Here is a 17,686-nt window from a genome sequence, read left to right on the forward strand (position 1 = left end):
TCGACGATCGAGGGGCGCGTGCTCGCGGCCTTAGGATTCTCGGATGCACCCGGTCACCCTCACCACCGAACGCCTCGTCCTCCACGTGCCGGACGACGCGGACGTCGATGCGATCACGGCTGCGTGCCAGGACCCCGAGATCCCCCGGTGGACGACGGTGCCGAGCCCGTACTTCCGGAAGGACGCCGAGGACTACGTGCGTCTGATCGGCGAGTGGTGGGCGGACGGGAGCCAGGCGATCTGGTGCGCGTACCGCGACGGCGAGCTGGTCGCCTCGATCGGACTGCATCACATCGAGCGCCACCCGGCGGGAGGATACGCCGAGATCGGATACTGGGTGACTCCCGAGGCCCGCGGCAACGGATACCTGGTCGAGGCCGGACACGCGGTCGTCGACTGGGCCTTCCGCGAGCTCGACCTCGCACGCCTGGGCTGGCGTGCCGTGGCGGGCAACGTCCCCTCGGCCCGGGCTGCGCGTGCACTCGGGTTCCGCTACGAGGGGATGGCGCGCCAGGGCCTCACGAGTCAGCGCGGTCGCGACGACGGCTGGTTCGCAGGGCTGCTCGCGACCGACGACCGCACGCCGGTCGCCTGGCCGGTGCTCTAGGCGGATGTCCGACCCCGGTGGCAGGATGATCGCATGCCGGAGATGCCGGAAGTCCAGGGACTCACGACCTTCCTCGCCGAACGCGCGGTCGGTCGGACGATCGTCCGCACGAGCGTGGGCGCGATCGCCGCGCTGAAGACCTACGATCCGCCGAACACCGCGCTGCACGGCACGGAGATCACCGGCGCCTCCCGCCGCGGCAAGTTCATCGTGCTGTCCTGCGGTGACGATCTTCACCTCGTGTTCCACCTCGCGAAAGCGGGATGGCTGCGCTGGTACGAGAGCCTGCCGACGACGCTGATCAAGCCGGGCAAGTCGCCGATCGCGCTGCGCGTCGGTCTCGACGACGAGAGCGGGTTCGACCTGACGGAGGCCGGCACGAAGAAGTCGCTCGCCGTCTACGTCGTGCGGGCACCCGATGAGGTGCCCGGCATCGCACGGCTGGGGCCCGACCCCCTCGAGGCCTCGTTCACCCGCGAGTCGTTCGCCGAGCTGCTCCGCGGCCGGCGGACCCAGATCAAGGGCCTGCTCCGAGATCAGAGCGTCATCGCGGGCATCGGCAACGCCTACTCCGACGAGATCCTGCACGCCGCCCGCATGTCGCCCTACGCGATCGCCGACAAGCTCGGGGATGACGAGGTCGATCGTCTGTTCGCGGCGATGACGGCCACTCTGGCCGACGCCGTGAGCGAGGCATCCGGTAAGCCCCCGGCCGATCTCAAGGACGCGAAGCGGCGCGGCATGCAGGTGCACGCTCGTCGAGGCGAGGCCTGCCCGGTCTGCGGCGACACGGTGCGGAGCGTCTTCTTCGCCGACCGCTCTCTGGAGTACTGCCCCACCTGTCAGACCGGCGGGAAGGCGCTGGCCGATCGCCGCCTGTCGAGGCTTCTGAAGTAGCACTTCGACGCGGAATGAAATGCATTCGGCGCGCCTTGTACACTCAGAGCATCAACGTGCTCCGGGGTCGGTGTGAATCCGAACCGGCGGTGACAGTCCGCGAGCGTCTCGGTTCTCCGAGATGCCGATCCGGTGGAAATCCGGGACCGACGGTGATGTGAGGCGCAGCCTCACTAGTCCGGAAGGGAGGCAGCACGGTGCGCCGCCGCGCGCGCGTTCTGCCTGCGTCCCCTTCGAGGAGAATCCCGGAGCCTCAGAGAGGACCACGGATGGCAGTGAACGAGGCAGAACGCCGGGCGATGAGCCGCGCGCTCGAGCTCGCGACGCTCGGCCCGCGAGGCGTGAACCCGCAGGTCGGCGCCGTCATCCTCTCCCCCGACGGCACGGTGCTCGCCGAGGGGTGGCACCACGGCGCCGGTACGCCGCACGCCGAGGTCGATGCGCTCGCGAAGCTCGAGCCCGGAGCGGCGCACGGGGCCACGGCCGTCGTCACCCTCGAACCCTGCAACCACACCGGACGCACGGGTCCCTGCGCGGTCGCGCTCATCGAGGCAGGAATCGCCCGCGTCGTCTACGCCCTCGACGACCCCGGAGCGGTATCGGGCGGGGGCGCTGAGCGTCTTCGCGATGCCGGTGTCAGCGTCGACGCCGGCGAGCAGGCCGACGTCGCACAGCGCATCATCGACGGCTGGCTCACCGCCCAGCGCCTGGGCCGCCCGCACGTGACGGTGAAGTGGGCGCAGTCGCTCGACGGGCGTGCCGCCGCGGCCGACGGCACCAGCCAGTGGATCACCGGGCCCGACGCACGCGGCGACGTCCACCGCCGTCGCGCGGCCGCCGACGCGATCGTCGTCGGCACCGGCACCGTCCTCGCCGACGACCCCTCGCTGACCGCTCGCGACGGCGCCTCGCTCTTCGAGAGCCAGCCCGTGCCCGTCGTGATCGGCGCGCGCCCGACGCCCGACGACGCCGCGATCCGCCGCCACCCGAAGGCGCCCCTCTTCTACGACACGCGTGATCTGCACGCAGTGCTCGCCGACCTTCACCGACGCGGTGTGCAGCGGGTCTTCGTCGAAGGCGGACCCACTCTCGCGAGCGCGTTCGTCGCCGAGGGCCTCGCCGACCAGGTGCTGGCGTACATCGCGCCCGTGCTGCTCGGCGGCGGGCGCCTCGCGCTCACCGACATCGGCGTGCCGTCGATCGACGCCGCGCGCCGTCTGACGATCGACGAGTGGCTGCCGCTGGGCGACGATCTGCTCGCGATCGCCCACCCTGCGCTCGACCTGGAAGAAGGAGTCGCCTGATGTTCACCGGAATCATCGAGGAGATCGGAGAGATCACCGCGATCTCCCCCGCCGGCGACGGATGGCGGCTGACCGTGCGAGCCCCGAAGGCGGCGTCCGACGCCGTGCACGGCGAATCCATCGCCGTCTCGGGTGTGTGCCTCACGGTCGTCGACTCGACCGCGGACACCTTCGACGCAGACGTCATGAAGCAGACCCTCGACGTCGCGGCACTCGGCGCGGCATCCGTCGGCACCCGCGTCAACATCGAGAAGGCCATGCCGGTCGGCGCGCGACTCGGCGGCCACATCGTGCAGGGCCATGTCGACGGCGTCGGCAGCATCGTCGAGGTGCGCCCGGGCGCGCAGTGGAGCGTGCTGCGGGTCTCGCTGCCCGACGATCTCGCGCCGCTCGTCGTCGACAAAGGATCGATCTCGGTCGACGGGACCTCGCTCACCGTCAGCGCGGTCAGCGCGGTCGATGAGGCCGCCCCCTGGTTCGAGATCTCGCTGATCCCCGAGACCCTGGCCGCCACCACCCTCGGCTCCCGCGCGGTCGGCGACCGCGTCAACCTCGAGACCGACATCCTCGCCCGCCATGTGGAGCGTCTGCTGGCGTTCCGGGCAGCACCGGAAGGAGGCTCGCGATGAGCCTTTCCACCATCCCCGAGGCCCTCGAAGCCCTCCGTGCCGGACGCCCCGTGCTCGTCGCGGACGACGAGAACCGCGAGAACGAAGGCGATGTGATCCTCTCCGCCGAGCTCGCCACACCCGAATGGGTCGCCTGGACGGTGCGCTGGTCGTCGGGGTTCATCTGCGCTCCGATGCCGGCCGACCTCGCAGACAACCTGAACCTGCAGCCGATGGTCGCCGCGTCCGAGGACGCTCGCTCGACGGCCTACACGGTCAGCGTCGACGCCGCCGAGGGCGTCACCACGGGCATCAGCGCGCATGACCGCGCCCACACGCTGAACGTCCTCGCGGACCCCTCGTCGACGGCCACCAGCATCATCCGCCCCGGACACGTGCTGCCCCTGCGCGCGGTCGACGGCGGCGTGCGCGAACGCAGCGGCCACACCGAGGCCGCGGTCGACCTGATGAAGCTCGCGGGCCTGCGCCCCGTGGGCGCCATCGCCGAGGTCGTCGCCGAGGACGGGAGCATGATGCGCCTGCCGGGTCTCATCGAGCTCGGCGCGCGCGACGGGGTGCCGGTCATCACGATCGAGCAGCTCATCGCGCACCTCACGGAGATCGACCCCACCGGCTGGTCGCCCGAGCGCGCCAGCCGTCGGGTGAGCCTGCGCGCCGACGCCACCGTGCCCACCACGCACGGCACCTTCCGGTTCCTCGCCTACAAGGACCGCGTCACCGGCACCGACCACATCGCCGTCGTCTCGGGAGAGCCGGCAGAGACGGCCCTCGTGCGCGTCCACTCCGAGTGCCTGACCGGCGAGGCGTTCGGGTCGCTCAAGTGCGAGTGCGGCCCGCAGCTGGATGCCGCCCTCGACGCGATCGAGCAGGACGGCGGCATCGTCATCTACATGCGGGGGCACGAAGGACGAGGAATCGGCCTCATCAACAAGCTCAGGGCTTACAGCCTGCAGGAGGAGGGGCTCGACACCGTCGATGCGAACCTCGCCCTGGGGCTCCCCGCCGATGCACGCGACTACGCGGCCGCTGCCGGCATCCTCGCAGATCTGGGCGTCTCGAAGGTGCGCCTGCTGACGAACAACTCCGACAAGGTGAACCAGCTGCGCAGCCTCGGCCTCGATGTCGTCGAGCAGGTGCCGCTGATCGTCGGAGTCGGCCCGAACAACCACCAGTATCTCGAGACCAAGCGTGACCGGATGGGTCACATCATCGGTGAGGCGGAGCTGGCACAGGCTCTCGCCGACGGACGGAAGGACGACGCATGAGCGGCGCAGGAGCACCCAAGACCGAGAAGATCGACGGAAGCGGCCTGAAGGTCGTCATCGTCGCAGGCACCTGGCACGACGTCATCACCGACGGTCTGATCGCCGGAGCGCAGCGCGTGCTCGACGACGCGGAGGCCGCGTATCGACTCGTGCGGGTCCCCGGCTCGTTCGAGCTCGCCCTCGCGGCGCAGGCCGCCTTCGCCGGCGGAGCCGATGCCGTGGTCGCGCTCGGCGTGATCATCCGTGGAGGCACTCCGCACTTCGAGTACGTCTCCGCGGCGACGACCGACGGACTCACCCGCGTCGCGCTCGACGCGGGCAAGCCGGTCGGCTTCGGTGTGCTCACGCTCGACGACGAGAAGCAGGGTCTCGACCGTGCCGGTCTCGAGGGCTCGAAGGAGGACAAGGGCGCCGAGGCGGCGGATGCCGCCCTGCGCACCGCCCTGCTCCTGCGCGATCTGCGCGGCTGAGGTCAGCCTGCCCTTGGTGGCGCACGGGCTCGCGGTTCTCCTAGCGTGAGGGCATGGAGACTCTGCGCCACGTCGTTCTGTTCGTCCATCTGATCGGATTCGCCGTGCTCTTCGGCGCCTGGGCCGTGCAGGCCTTCGGCGGGAAGCGCGAGTTCACGCGTCTGATGAGCATCGGGATGACGATCGCCGCCGTCGCAGGCCTCGCCCTCGCCGCTCCCTGGGGCCTCCCCGAGGGCGTCGAGATGAACTACGCGAAGATCGGAACGAAGCTCGTCGTCCTCCTCGCGATCGGCGCACTGCTCGGCATCGGCACCGCGAAGCAGCGCAGGTCCGGCTCGGTGCCGGCGGCGATGTTCTGGCTGGTCGGCATCCTCACCGCTCTCAACGCGGGCATCGCCGCGATCTGGCGCTGACTCCGCCCGGCGCTCGTCACGCCGGATCGGCCCGGAGCGGCACGACCACGTCGCCTCCCGCTTCCTCGGTGACCCGCTCCCCCATCTGCACGAACGTCGGCTGCGCGATGAACCCGCCGGCGAAGAGGGCCTGTCCCTGAGCGAAGCCCTGCGCCCGGCGGATGTCGTCCTCAGCCACGAAGCCGAACACGTCGGCCAGCTCGGCGATGTCGCGCGGGGCGTTGACGCGCAGGAGTCCGAGGTTGTCGCACTGCGACAGCACGTTCGGGTGGATCTTCGTCGGACGCTGGGTCGAGAGCAGCAGCCAGAGACCGAACTTGCGTCCCTCGGCCGCGATCTGCACGAGCTGCTCGGTCAGCGCCCTCTCCACAGCCGTGCGCGGCTCGGGCGAGCAGAGGTTGTGCGCCTCGTCGATCACGATGAGCAGCGGGCGACGGCTCTCACGCCGCGCCCACAGCTGCTCGAGCACGGCGAGGGCCGCGACCTTGGGCTCGGCGGGGTGATCGAAACCGCCGAGATCCAGGATGGTGGCCGCGGGCCGCTCCTCGATGTCATCGACCACGGAACCGGCGCCCCTCGACCACAGATCCCACTCCAGGACCTGCAGGTTCTCCATGCGGTTCGCGAGCCGCACGCGCGCGGGGTCACCCGACTCCCGGAACTCCCGGAGCATGTCGTCGGCGTCGAACTCGGCGACGCTCGCGTCCCAGTGCAGCAGGACGTTGTACTCCTCGGCATCCGCGATCGGGTCGATCTGCAGCACCGCCGCCTTCGCCGCCGGAGACAGGTCGATGTAGCGCGCGTGGACCTTGGCACCGTCGCCGTGACCCGAACGGAACACCCGGATGTCGCTCTGCGCGATGTGCGCGGCATGCGCGGCCGGCGCGCCCGACCGCGCTTCGGCGAGCCGGATGAAGTCGGCGTTCGGGTCGAGGATCAGCATCGGGAGTTCGGTGTGCAGCAGAAGCTGCTCGAGCACGACTCCGAGGGCGTAGGTCTTGCCGCTGCCGCTCTGCCCGCACCAGAAGGTATGGCGGTTGAACCGACGCGCATCCAGACGCACCGACTCCGCGGGATCATCGGTCATCGACCCGATGGTCAGTTCGGACATGGCGTTCTCCTCAGGGGCTGCATGGGATTCAGCGTGGCCGATGTCGACGCCGCGAGCATCACACCTTCCGGGTGACGCGGGACGGCCTCGCACCCGATTCGCGACGCTCGTCTCCCGGTTCGGCAGCGTGGTGCGGCCGATGCACGCGCCGCGGACCCCATATCGCCCGGAACGGGTGACGCGGCAGCACGCCGCACCGCCGAGAGTGACACCGTGAGCGACGTGAGCACCGCGCCCGAGGAGCCTCCCCCTCCCCCGGCACTGCGGCGCGCCGCGCGGGGCTCGCGGCCACGGAGCATCCAGGTCACGATCACGCGACCGCTCGTGTTCGGCTTCGCCGTGGTCCTGGGAGGGCTCGGCGCGTACCTTCTCGGCGTCGCGGCGAGCTCGGTCGCCACGATCCTGATCTACATCGCCCTCGCCGTCTTCGTGGCCCTCGGACTCGACCCGGTCATCCGCTGGCTCGAAGCACGGGGCATGTCTCGCACGCGCGGCCTCCTCATCGTGTTCGGAGGATTCGTCGTGATCCTCGCTGCGGTGATCGCCTTCGTCCTTCCCCCGGCGCTGCGTCAGGTGGGGGCGTTCGCGAGCGCCATCCCCGCAGCCATCGCCGACTTCCGCGACTCGGACGTGTATTCGTCGTTCGAGGCTCAGGTGGGCGACGTGCTGGGCACCGCGCTCGATCAGCTCTCGACGTTCTTCGCGGATCCGGGCAACCTGCTGGCTCTCGGAGGCGGCATCCTGGCCGTCGGCTTCGGCGTGGGCAACGCGATCTCGGGTGTGATCATCGTGGTGGTGCTCACCCTGTACTTCCTCGCCTCGCTGTCGTCGATCACGTCGGCGTTCTACTCGCTCGCTCCGGCACGCGACCGCCCCCGACTGCGACAGCTCACCGAGCAGATCACGGATTCCGTGGGCGACTATCTCATCGGCATGGTGGTGCTCGCCGCGTGCAACGCCGCCTTCGCGACCCTCCTCCATCTCGTGCTCGGACTCCCGGCCCCCGCGTTCATGGGTCTCTCCGCCTTCCTCATCACGCTGATACCGCTGATCGGTCCTGTCACGTACTGGATCTTCGCGACCGTCATCGCGCTGTTCACCGATCCGGTGCTCGCGCTCATCTTCGCGGTGCTCTATCTCATCTACATGCAGTTCGAGGCGTACCTGCTGACGCCGAAGATCATGAACCGCGCGATCGCCGTGCCGGGGGCACTCGTCATCATCGGCGCACTGATCGGGGGGACTCTCCTCGGCCTCCTCGGCGCCCTGGTCTCCATACCCGTCACGGCCGCGATCCTCCTGATCATCACGCAGGTCCACGTCCCCCGTCAGAACGCGAAGGTCTGAGAACGGAGAAGCCCATGGCGACGTCGACGATCGACGACCTGCACCGACGACTGGGCGCGCTCGAGGCCGAGAACACCGCGCTGCGAGCCGGGGTCGCGCCCGCGTCTCTCGCGCCCGTGCCGCCGACCTCGGTCCCGCGGCGACGATCCCGCACGTGGGGGCGCACCCTCACGGCGACCGTCCTCATCGTGGTCGGCACAGTGCTCGCGCCCGTCGCACTCGTCTCGGCCTGGGCGAACGTGCAGCTCACGGACACCGAGCGGTTCGTCGCGAGCTATGCGGTTCTCGCGAGCGATCCGGCGGTGCAGTCGGCGGTGACCGATCAGGTCGTCGACGTCATCGGCGAGCAGGTCGACATACCGACCCTCACCGCCGACGTGATCGACGGCGTCATCGAGCTCGGCACGGGACCTGCCGCGACGCGGGCACTCGAGCTGCTGAAGGGGCCGGCAGCCCAAGGACTGCAGTCGCTCGTGGCCACCATGGTCGAGCGCTTCGTCGAATCCGAGGCGTTCGCGAACGTGTGGACCTCGGCCCTCCGCATCAGCCACTCCCAGGTCGTCTCCGCGCTGCAGAACGACCCGGAGGCCGCGATCGCGCTCGGCGCCGACGGCTCGATCGGCATCCAGCTGGCACCGATCGTCGATGCCGCGAAAGACGCGCTCGTGGACCAGGGAATCGGGTTCGCGACGTCGATCCCGGCCGTCGATCGGACCATCACCGTCGCCCAGCTCGACTCGCTCAGCACCGTCCAGCTCGGCTACCAGCTGGTGGTGGCTGCCGGGCTGTGGCTCCCCTGGATCTCGATCCTCCTGCTCGCGGCCGGGGTGCTCGCGGCCCGCCGACGGTCCACGGCGGGGATCACCGCCTCGCTGTCCCTCGGGCTCGTGATGGTGATCGTGCTCGCCGGCCTCGCCGTCGGTCGCGTGTTCTTCGACACGGCGATGCGCGCGAACGGCATCGACGCCGACGCGGGCGGCTCGATCTACGAGCGGGTGGCGGGGCCCCTGCGCGACACCGCCGTGGCGGTCCTCGTGCTCGCTCTCGTCACGGCCGCCGTGATCTGGTTCGCCGGGCCGTTCGAGGTTCCTCGACGCCTGCGCGGGGCCGTGCACGGCGGCGCGGCGACGGTCCGCGCGTCGCTCGAGCGGCGTGGCCTCAGCAGCGGACGGGTCGGGGCGTGGCTCCACTCCCGACGGACGCTGCTCCGGGCCCTCATCGCTCTCGGGAGCGCGGCCGTGGTGCTGCTCGTGCGGCCGCTCACGACCACGCTGATCCTGTGGACGCTCGCGCTGGCTCTGCTGGCCGTGCTGATCCTCGACGTCGTCGAACGCCCCCCGACGGACGAGGTCGAACCGGCGGAGGAGATCGAAACGTCGGACGAGATCGAATCGGAGGACGAGGTCGAACCGGCCTCGGCGGACGACGATGCGACGGTTCCCGCCGACGCGGCGGAGACCGGCGGACACCCGTCATGAACGCCGGCCGAGCAGGTGACATCGCCGCGCCCGTCGCCGATCCGTTCGCCGCGAGACGCGAGGCGGGACGCGCGGCGCGGGCACGGATGCCGAGGGCGATGCTGGCACCGTGGGCGCCGTCACCCGAGCGCCCCGACCCCATCTCTCTGCTGGAGGAGCAGGGGCGTTCCCGCGTGCCCGAACTCGTGCCCGTGCGGTACGCCCGCATGGCGACGTCACCGCTCGCGTTCTACCGCGGTGCCGCTCTGATCATGGCATCGGACCTGGCCGCCACCGGGCACACGGGCATCATCGCGCAGCTCTGCGGCGATGCCCATCTCTCGAACTTCGGCCTCTACCGCACGCCCGAGAGGGCACTGACGTTCGACATCAACGATTTCGACGAGACTCTCCCCGGTCCCTTCGAATGGGACGTCAAGCGACTCGCGGCGAGCTTCGCGGTCGCGTGTCGACAACGGGGGTTCCGCAGCGAGGAGCAGCGTGCGTGCACGCTCGCCGCGGCGCACGGCTACCGCTCGTCGATCCGAAGCGCCGCGAAGTCGACGGTGCTGGATGCGTGGTACGACCGCTTCGACGCCGACCGTGCACGGCGGTGGCTCCGCGAGGAGCGACGAGACGATCGCGCGGGGGACGGCGAGGTCCGTCGTCTGGACGCGGTGATCGCGAAGGCCGGCACGCGCGACCACCGGAGAGCCTTCCGCAAGCTGGTCCGCGTCGTGGACGGCGACCTGCGGATCGCGGCCGCGCCGCCGTTGATCGTGCCGGTGGAGGACATCCTGCGCGACTCCGGAGCCGTCGCCGAGGCGGAGGCCATGCACGAGGTGCTGGCGTCATATCAGAAGACGCTCATCGGCGACCGGCATCCGATCGCCGAGTACCGCTACCGGCACATGGCGCGCAAGGTCGTGGGGGTGGGAAGCGTGGGGACGCGCGCCTGGGTGATCCTGCTGAGCGGGCGGGACGACGATGATCCGCTCCTGCTGCAGGGCAAGGAGGCGCAGGCCTCCGTTCTCGAGCGGTTCCTGGGTCCGAGCGAGTTCGAGAGCCACGGCGAACGCGTCGTCCGCGGACAGCGGCTCATGCAGTCCTCCAGCGATCTCTTCCTCGGCTGGCAGTCCATCACGGCCGTCGACGGGCAGCATCGGGACTTCTACGTGCGCCAGCTGCAGGACGGCAAAGGGGGGATCGACCCTGACGCCATGACGGTGCGAGGCGCGATCCTCTACGCACGGATCTGCGGAGAGACGCTGGGCCGCGCCCACTCCCGATCCGGGGATCGGGTCGAGATCGCCGGATACCTCGGGCGAGGTTCCGCGTTCGAGACGGCGATCGCCGACTTCGCGGCCGCCTACGCCGAGCAGAATCAGAGCGACTTCGACGCCTTGACCGAGGCGCTGGCTTCAGGACGACTCCCCCGCGCACACGAGGCGGGGTGAGGCAGCCGATGCGAGCCGTCGTCGACGCGGTCTGGGACCGGCGATCCGGATACTGGCTGGTCCTCGCGCTCCTCATCGCCGCGTATGCCCTGTGCGCGGCTCAGGACACGACCGATCCGAGCCCGTGGGTGCTCGTGGTGCAGCTGGTGACCGTCGCCGTCGTGCTCCGCGTGACCGAGGCGCATCAGAAGGTGCAGCACACGGCATGGATCATCCTGTCGATCGCCGCCGCCGCGACCCTGGTCGTCGCCGTCCTGGGCCTGCGCGGCGAGGCGCTCGACATCGCGCTGTCCGCGGCATCCGCCCTCGCCTTCCTCTTCGCGCCGGCGGCGATCATCCGCCATCAGGTGCACCGACGCGGCCTCGACATCGAGGCGCTGCTCGCCGCGACCGCCGCCTACGTGCTCGTGGGCATGTTCTACGCGCACGCCTACAACCTCGTCGCTCTGCTGACGGTCGCCCCCACCTTCGGCGACCAGACGGTCGACTCGCTCTCGAGCCAGCTCTTCTTCTCGTTCACGACGCTCACCACCACCGGCTACGGCAACATGGTCCCCGCCTCACCCGGTGTCCAGGGCATCGCCGTCAGCGAAGCGATCACAGGACAGCTCTTCCTGATCACCGCGGTGGCGCGCATCATGCGCGGCGCGCGGCGGTCGTCCCGAGAAGCCACCACCGAGGAGACACCGTGAAGAAGTGGAACGTCGTCATCGTGCTCGGCGCCGCGCAGTTCGTCATGGTGCTCGACGGCACGGTCATGAACGTGTCGATCTCGACCGTCGTGAGCGACCTCGACACGTCGGTCACGGCCATGCAGGCGGCGATCACGTTCTACACCCTGACCATGGCCGCGTTCATGCTCTTCGGCGCCAAGCTCGGCGATGTGTGGGGTCGCCGCCGAGCCTTCGTCATCGGCTCGTGCGTCTATGCCCTCGGATCTCTGATCACGGCGGTGAGCCCGTCCGTCGCGTTCCTCTTCCTCGGCTGGTCGATCGTCGAGGGACTCGGCGCGGTTCTGGTGATCCCCGCGATCGCCGCCCTCGTCGCCGACAACTACCGGGGGCGCGACAGGGTCACAGCCTTCGCCGTCATCGGCGCCGTCTCGGGCGCCGCGGTCGCCGCCGGGCCGTTGATCGGCGGAGCGGTCACCACGTACTCGAGCTGGCGATTCGTGTTCGTCGCCGAAGTGGTGATCATGCTGGTCGTCGTCCTCTGCGCGCGCATCGTCACCGATTCCACGCCGCGCCAGGCCATCAGGATCGACATCGGCAGCGTGCTCCTGTCGTCGGCGGGTCTCGTGCTGATCGTGTTCGGCATGCTCCAGAGCAAGACCTGGGGATGGGTGGTTCCCCTGCACCGCCCCGAGTTCGCGGGCGTCGCGCTCGCCCCTCTCGGCATCTCGCTGACCGCCTGGTGCATCGCCGCGGGGGTCATCCTCCTCTCGCTGTTCCTCTCCTGGCAGCGCCGCCTCGTGCGCGACGGCAGATCTCCGCTCGTGCAGCCCGACCTGTTCTCGATCGTCTCCCTGCGCAGCGGGCTCTCGGTGCTCGGAGCCCAGTACGCGGTGACCGCCGGGCTGTTCTTCATGGTGCCGGTGTACCTGCAGATGACCCTCGGCCTGGACGCGCTCGAGACCGGGATCAGGATCTTCCCGCTCTCGGTCGCGCTGATCCTGTTCTCGATCGTGGGAACGGCGCTGTCCCGGCGCTGGTCGCCGCGCCGCATCGTGCGGATCGGGCAGGCGGTCCTGGTGCTCTCGGCGCTGCTGCTGCTCGGGTCGGTCACCGACGACCTGCGCGGCGTGCTGTTCGGCATCGGGATGTTCCTCACCGGAGGCGCGCTCGGACTCCTGGCGTCTCAGCTGGGCAACGTGAACATGTCGAGCGTCGGCGAGAAGGACACGAGCGAGGCCGGCGGGCTCCAGGGGGTCTTCCAGAACCTCGGATCGTCGCTCGGCACCGCACTGATCGGCTCGCTGCTGATCGGCGCCCTCTCCACGTCGTTCGCGTCGGGCGTCGCGACGAGCGGCCTCCCCGAACAGGTCAGGGAGACGGTGAGTGCAGCGACGGATCGCGGAGTCACGGTCGTGCCCGCGGCGGATGTGGCGGGCATCGGTGAGACCGCGGGACTCACCGATGCCGAGGCGCGCGAGCTCGCCGAGATCTACCGCGAGTCGCAGCTGTCGTCCCTGCGCGTCGCGTTCGTCGGACTGATTCTGATCGCCCTGCTGTCGATGCTCTTCTCGCGCGGCATCCCCGCCGAGGCCGCCGTCCGCCGACGATCCGGCGCCGACGAGAGAGTGTGATCAGCGCCGCGGGGGTGCCGTGCTCGCGCGGAGGACGAGCTCGGTGCCCACGAGGGGAGTCTGCGTGCGCTCTCCCCCGTCGAGTTCGGCGAGCAGCGCATCGACCGCCAGCGCGCCGACGCGCTCCGGATGCTGCTGCACGGTCGTCAGCGGGGGCCAGAGCTGGGCGGCATCCGGCAGGCCGTCGAAGCCGACGACGCTGACGTCGGCCGGGATGTCTCGTCCCGCTTCACGGAACGCGCGGATGACGCCGATGGCCATCTGATCGTTCGCGGCGAAGACCGCGGTGACGCCGTCATCGTCGCGCAGCCGAAGTCCCGCCTGGTAGCCGGACTCCGCCGTCCAGTCGCCCTGCAGCGGCTGGGGCACGGCGAGCCCGCGCGATTCGAGGGTGTTCCGCCAGGACTCGCGCCGACGCTCGGCGGAGTACGACTTGGCGGGGCCCGCCACGTGCCAGACGGTCTCGTGTCCGAGATCGAGCAGGTGCTCGGTCGCGAGGCGCGCTCCCTGCGCCTGATCGGTGTCGACGAAGGGATGGCCCTCACCGCGATTGGAGTCGACCAGCACGACGGGCAGACCGTCGGGGATCTCGACCTCGGCCTCATCGAGCTGATGAGCCTCGATCACGATGATGATGCCGTCGACCGCGTGCTCCTCGAGCCGACGGAAGGCACCGGCGACCGTGTCGCGTGCGCTCGACTCCACGGGGATCAGCGTGAGTGCGTACCCCATCTGCGATGCGCGCACGGCGATGGCATCGAGGGTGCGCTGATTTCCGTAGGAGCTGAACGAGAACATGATGACGCCGATGGCGCGGAACCGTCCCGAGCGCAGGGCACGTGCGGCGCTGTTCGGCCGATATCCGAGACTCTGCATGGCGTCTTCGACCCGTTCGCGCGTCGCCGCTCCCACATAGCCGCGGGCGTTGACGACGCGGGAGACGGTCTGACCGGAGACCCCGGCGGCACGCGCGACGTCCTCCATCGAGGGCTCTCTGCGCCGCTGCGGAGGCTCTGCCGACTGGTCCGAGGTCACGATCAACCATCCGTTCATATGTTGACGTTGACACACTAGCAGCGCATCGCATATGTTGACGTTGACACACGGCGCGGAGAGCGCCCGATTTCTAAGAAGGTCTCGTCAATGACGACTCACGATTCCGCAACCCGTGCGGACCACGGCATCCGCCGGCGCGAGAAGCGCGACTGGAAGGGCTGGGCGTTCGTCGGCCCCTTCATGGTCGTGTTCGCACTGGTGTTCCTCACCCCGCTCGCGTACTCGGTCTACCTGAGCTTCTTCCAGGAGAAGCTCATCGGCGGCACCGCGTTCGTCGGGTTCGACAACTACGTCCGCGCGCTCACCGACTCGCAGTTCTGGGAGGCGTTCGGCCGAGTGCTGCTGTTCCTGGTCGTGCAGGTGCCGATCATGCTGGCGCTCGCCCTCGCCGCCGCGCTCGCTCTCGACAGCGCACGTCTGCGCGGCGCCTCGTTCTTCCGCATCCTGATCTTCCTTCCCTACGCGGTGCCGGCCGTCGTGGCCGTGCTCATGTGGGGGTACATCTACGGCGACCAGTTCGGTCTCACGAGCAATCTGAACGACTTCCTCGGCAGCGACGTCTTCACCCCGTTCGCCCGCGAGTGGATCCTGGTGTCGATCGGAAACATCGTGACCTGGCAGTTCGTCGGCTACAACATGCTGATCTTCTACTCCTCGCTGAAGACGATCCCCACCGACATGTACGAGGCCGCATCCCTCGACGGCGCCGGCGCCTGGCGGACGATCTTCTCGATCAAGATCCCCAACGTCCGCGGCGCCCTCGTGATCGCGACGATCTTCTCGATCATCGGCAGCTTCCAGCTGTTCAACGAGCCGAACATCCTGCGCCCGCTCGCCCCGAACGTCATCACCACGTTCTTCACGCCCAACATGTACGCGTACAACCTGTCGTTCGCCGGGCAGCAGTTCAACTACGCCGCGACGATCGCCATCATCATGGGCGTCATCACCGCGGTGATCGCCTATGTCGTGCAACTGCGCGGCTCGAAGTCGGAGGTGCGTTGACATGGCTCTCCCCCTCGCCCGCCCCTCGCAGAAGCGCCATGATCTGATGAATCCGCGCAAGTCGAAGATCCTGCTGATCGTGATGGTCGCCTACGCGCTCTACACGCTCGTGCCGCTCGTGTGGCTGCTGTTCAGCTCCACCAAGACGCAGTCCGGTCTGTTCAGCTCCTTCGGGCTGTGGTTCTCCGACGATTTCGCGTTCTTCGACAACCTCGTCGCGACCTTCACGTACCAGGACGGCATCTTCCTGCGCTGGCTCGGCAACACCCTGCTCTACGTCGTCGTCGGCGCCGGAGGCGCGACGCTGCTGGCCACCATGGCGGGCTACGGTCTGGCGAAGTACAACTTCCCCGGTCGTCGCGCCGTGTTCGCGGTCGTCCTCGGCGCGGTCGCCGTGCCGGGCACCGCCCTCGCGGTGCCGACCTTCCTGCTCTTCAGCGAGCTGGGAATGACGAACACGCCCTGGGCCGTGATCATCCCGTCGCTCATCAGCCCGTTCGGCCTCTACCTGATCTGGGTCTTCGCATCGGAGTCCGTGCCGACCGAGCTGCTGGAAGCCGCCCGCATCGACGGCGCCGGCGAGTTCCGCACGTTCTTCACGATCTCGATGCGACTCCTCGCACCCGGCATCGTGACGGTGGCGCTGTTCACGGTCGTCGCGACCTGGAACAACTACTTCCTGCCGCTGATCATGCTCTCCGACCCGGCCTGGTACCCGCTCACGGTGGGCCTGAACCAGTGGAGCGCGCAGGCCATCGGCGCAGGATCCCAGCCGATCTACAACCTCGTGATCATGGGCTCGCTCCTGACCATCATCCCGATCGTCATCGCCTTCCTGCTGCTGCAGCGTTTCTGGCAGTCAGGTCTCACCGCAGGAAGCGTCAAGCAGTAGCTCCCTGCACCCCCTGCATCGAAAACGTCGGTCCGACGCTGGACCGCACCCCGAAAGGACACAGCAATGAAGCACCTTCCCTCTCCTGCCGCGCGGCGCACCCTGACGGTGCTCGCCGCCGGAACCGTGGCAGCGCTCGCGCTGGCCGGCTGCAGCACGGGCGACTCGGGTTCCGGCGGCGCCGCCGGTGACGGATCGTTCGACTCGGTCGAGGCAGCGCTCGAGGCCGGCGGCGAGATCACCTACTGGTCGTGGACCCCGTCCGCCGAGGCCCAGGTCGAGGCGTTCGAGAAGGAGTACCCGAACGTCAAGGTCAACGTGGTCAACGCGGGCACCAACAACGAGGAGTACACCAAGCTGCAGAACGCCATCAAGGCGGGCTCCGGCGCCCCCGACGTCGTCCAGGTCGAGTACTACGCACTCCCGCAGTTCTCTCTCACCGACGCGTTCGTCGACCTGTCGCAGTACGGCTTCGCCGACTTCGAAGACGACTACACCGCCTCGACGTGGAACTCCGTGACCGACGGCGACGCGATCTACGGTCTGCCGCAGGACTCGGGCCCCATGGCGCTCTTCTACAACAAGGCCGTCTTCGACGCCGCCGGCGTGGCCGTCCCCACCACGTGGGACGAGTACTACGAGGCTGCGAAGGCGATCCACGCCGCGAACCCGAACGCCTACATCACCAACGACACGGGCGACGCCGGCTTCGCGACCTCGATGATCTGGCAGGCCGGCGGCAAGCCGTTCGAGACCTCGGGCACCGACGTCACGATCGACCTGCAGGACGACGGGTCGAAGAAGTGGACCGAGAACTGGAACCGCCTCGTCGAGGAGGACCTGCTCGCCCCGTACAACAGCTGGAGCGACGAGTGGTTCCGCGCCCTCGGCGACGGCAGCCTCGCCACCCTGGTGATCGGCGCCTGGATGCCCGGCAACCTGATCTCCGGCGCACCCGACGGAGCCGGTGACTGGCGTGTCGCCCCGATGCCGACCTACGACGGCACGCCCGCGACCGCCGAGAACGGTGGCGGTGGCCAGGCCGTGACGAAGCAGAGCAAGAACCCCGCGCTCGCGGCCGGCTTCCTGTGGTGGCTCAACAACTCCGAGGACAGCATCTCGATCTTCCTCGAGTCGGGCGGCTTCCCGTCGACCACGGCCGAGCTGTCGAGCGAGGAGTTCCTCGCCGACGCCCCCGAGTACTTCGGCGGTCAGAAGATCAACGAGGTCCTCGCCGCCGCCGCGGACGAGGTCGTCGAGGGATGGAGCTACCTGCCCTATCAGGTGTACGCCAACAGCATCTTCGGCGACACCGTGGGCCAGTCGTACCAGAACAGCACCGACCTGAACGAGGGCCTCGTGTCCTGGCAGGACGCGCTCGAGCAGTACGGCAACGAGCAGGGCTTCGCCGTCAACAAGTAATCGCACGTCTGGTCGCGCCGACCCTCCGCCTGTCGCGGGTCGGCGCGAC

The 17,686-nt window shown here is 69.2% G+C and carries 17 protein-coding genes; 15 read left to right on the forward strand and 2 right to left on the reverse strand.

The features are described from left to right. The first annotated feature begins 43 nt into the window (after positions 1-43). The 7 genes from HWD99_RS17025 (at position 44) to HWD99_RS17055 (ending at position 5,585) form a co-directional block, all read left to right on the forward strand. A complete protein-coding gene (locus HWD99_RS17025) occupies positions 44-607 on the forward strand; it encodes a GNAT family N-acetyltransferase (protein WP_241797373.1) in 564 nt (187 codons plus the stop codon). Between the two features lie 33 nt (positions 608-640). Beyond that, complete coding sequence (locus HWD99_RS17030) at positions 641-1,504, forward strand: Fpg/Nei family DNA glycosylase (protein WP_241797374.1); 864 nt, start codon at positions 641-643, stop codon at positions 1,502-1,504. 269 nt (positions 1,505-1,773) lie between these two features. Continuing rightward, positions 1,774-2,808, forward strand: coding sequence for a bifunctional diaminohydroxyphosphoribosylaminopyrimidine deaminase/5-amino-6-(5-phosphoribosylamino)uracil reductase RibD (ribD, locus tag HWD99_RS17035; protein WP_241797375.1), 1,035 nt, complete (start codon positions 1,774-1,776; stop codon positions 2,806-2,808). Next, positions 2,808-3,437 (forward strand): riboflavin synthase, encoded by a 630-nt coding sequence (locus HWD99_RS17040; RefSeq protein ID WP_241797376.1) that lies wholly within the window; start codon positions 2,808-2,810, stop codon positions 3,435-3,437. Before ribD ends, HWD99_RS17040 begins: the two co-directional genes overlap by 1 nt. Next, positions 3,434-4,702, forward strand: a complete 1,269-nt coding sequence (gene ribA / locus HWD99_RS17045) for a GTP cyclohydrolase II (RefSeq protein WP_241797377.1) — start codon at positions 3,434-3,436, stop codon at positions 4,700-4,702. Before HWD99_RS17040 ends, ribA begins: the two co-directional genes overlap by 4 nt. Further along, positions 4,699-5,172 carry a 6,7-dimethyl-8-ribityllumazine synthase gene (gene ribH, locus HWD99_RS17050; RefSeq protein WP_241797378.1) on the forward strand — a complete coding sequence of 158 codons (474 nt, stop codon included), beginning with the start codon at positions 4,699-4,701 and terminating at the stop codon, positions 5,170-5,172. Before ribA ends, ribH begins: the two co-directional genes overlap by 4 nt. A 53-nt stretch (positions 5,173-5,225) precedes the next feature. Then, positions 5,226-5,585: a Fe-S protein gene (locus HWD99_RS17055; RefSeq protein ID WP_241797379.1), complete on the forward strand. Its 360-nt coding sequence runs from the start codon at positions 5,226-5,228 to the stop codon at positions 5,583-5,585. Positions 5,586-5,601: 16 nt separating this feature from the next. Here HWD99_RS17055 and HWD99_RS17060 read toward each other — a convergent pair whose 3' ends face one another. Next, positions 5,602-6,696: an ATP-binding protein gene (locus HWD99_RS17060; RefSeq protein ID WP_241797380.1), complete on the reverse strand. Its 1,095-nt coding sequence runs from the start codon at positions 6,694-6,696 to the stop codon at positions 5,602-5,604. Positions 6,697-6,909: 213 nt separating this feature from the next. Between HWD99_RS17060 and HWD99_RS17065 the strand changes: the two genes are divergently transcribed. Genes HWD99_RS17065 through HWD99_RS17085 form a run of 5 tightly spaced genes read left to right on the forward strand, consistent with a single transcriptional unit; the run spans position 6,910 to position 13,262 of the window. Continuing rightward, complete coding sequence (locus HWD99_RS17065) at positions 6,910-8,043, forward strand: AI-2E family transporter (RefSeq protein ID WP_241797381.1); 1,134 nt, start codon at positions 6,910-6,912, stop codon at positions 8,041-8,043. A 14-nt stretch (positions 8,044-8,057) separates the two neighbouring features. After that, a complete protein-coding gene (locus HWD99_RS17070; protein WP_241797382.1) occupies positions 8,058-9,521 on the forward strand; it encodes a hypothetical protein in 1,464 nt (487 codons plus the stop codon). Further along, the gene (locus HWD99_RS17075; RefSeq protein WP_241797383.1) at positions 9,518-10,957 is read left to right on the forward strand and encodes a DUF2252 domain-containing protein; all 1,440 of its coding nucleotides are present in this window, start codon (positions 9,518-9,520) and stop codon (positions 10,955-10,957) included. Before HWD99_RS17070 ends, HWD99_RS17075 begins: the two co-directional genes overlap by 4 nt. Then, positions 10,954-11,649 carry an ion channel gene (locus HWD99_RS17080; protein ID WP_241797384.1) on the forward strand — a complete coding sequence of 232 codons (696 nt, stop codon included), beginning with the start codon at positions 10,954-10,956 and terminating at the stop codon, positions 11,647-11,649. Before HWD99_RS17075 ends, HWD99_RS17080 begins: the two co-directional genes overlap by 4 nt. Further along, a complete protein-coding gene (locus tag HWD99_RS17085) occupies positions 11,646-13,262 on the forward strand; it encodes an MFS transporter (protein WP_241797385.1) in 1,617 nt (538 codons plus the stop codon). Before HWD99_RS17080 ends, HWD99_RS17085 begins: the two co-directional genes overlap by 4 nt. Here HWD99_RS17085 and HWD99_RS17090 read toward each other — a convergent pair whose 3' ends face one another. Continuing rightward, positions 13,263-14,246 carry a LacI family DNA-binding transcriptional regulator gene (locus HWD99_RS17090; RefSeq protein ID WP_241797410.1) on the reverse strand — a complete coding sequence of 328 codons (984 nt, stop codon included), beginning with the start codon at positions 14,244-14,246 and terminating at the stop codon, positions 13,263-13,265. A 159-nt stretch (positions 14,247-14,405) separates the two neighbouring features. Between HWD99_RS17090 and HWD99_RS17095 the strand changes: the two genes are divergently transcribed. The 3 genes from HWD99_RS17095 to HWD99_RS17105 all read left to right on the forward strand — a co-directional run bounded on the left by HWD99_RS17095 (position 14,406) and on the right by HWD99_RS17105 (position 17,637). Continuing rightward, positions 14,406-15,323, forward strand: coding sequence for a carbohydrate ABC transporter permease (locus HWD99_RS17095; RefSeq protein WP_241797386.1), 918 nt, complete (start codon positions 14,406-14,408; stop codon positions 15,321-15,323). Positions 15,324-15,369: 46 nt separating this feature from the next. Further along, positions 15,370-16,215 (forward strand): carbohydrate ABC transporter permease, encoded by an 846-nt coding sequence (locus HWD99_RS17100; RefSeq protein WP_241797411.1) that lies wholly within the window; start codon positions 15,370-15,372, stop codon positions 16,213-16,215. A 66-nt stretch (positions 16,216-16,281) separates the two neighbouring features. Beyond that, positions 16,282-17,637 carry an ABC transporter substrate-binding protein gene (locus tag HWD99_RS17105; RefSeq protein WP_241797387.1) on the forward strand — a complete coding sequence of 452 codons (1,356 nt, stop codon included), beginning with the start codon at positions 16,282-16,284 and terminating at the stop codon, positions 17,635-17,637. Positions 17,638-17,686 lie beyond the last annotated feature (49 nt).

Source organism: Microbacterium sp. C5A9 (assembly GCF_022627955.1).
GTDB lineage: Bacteria > Actinomycetota > Actinomycetes > Actinomycetales > Microbacteriaceae > Microbacterium.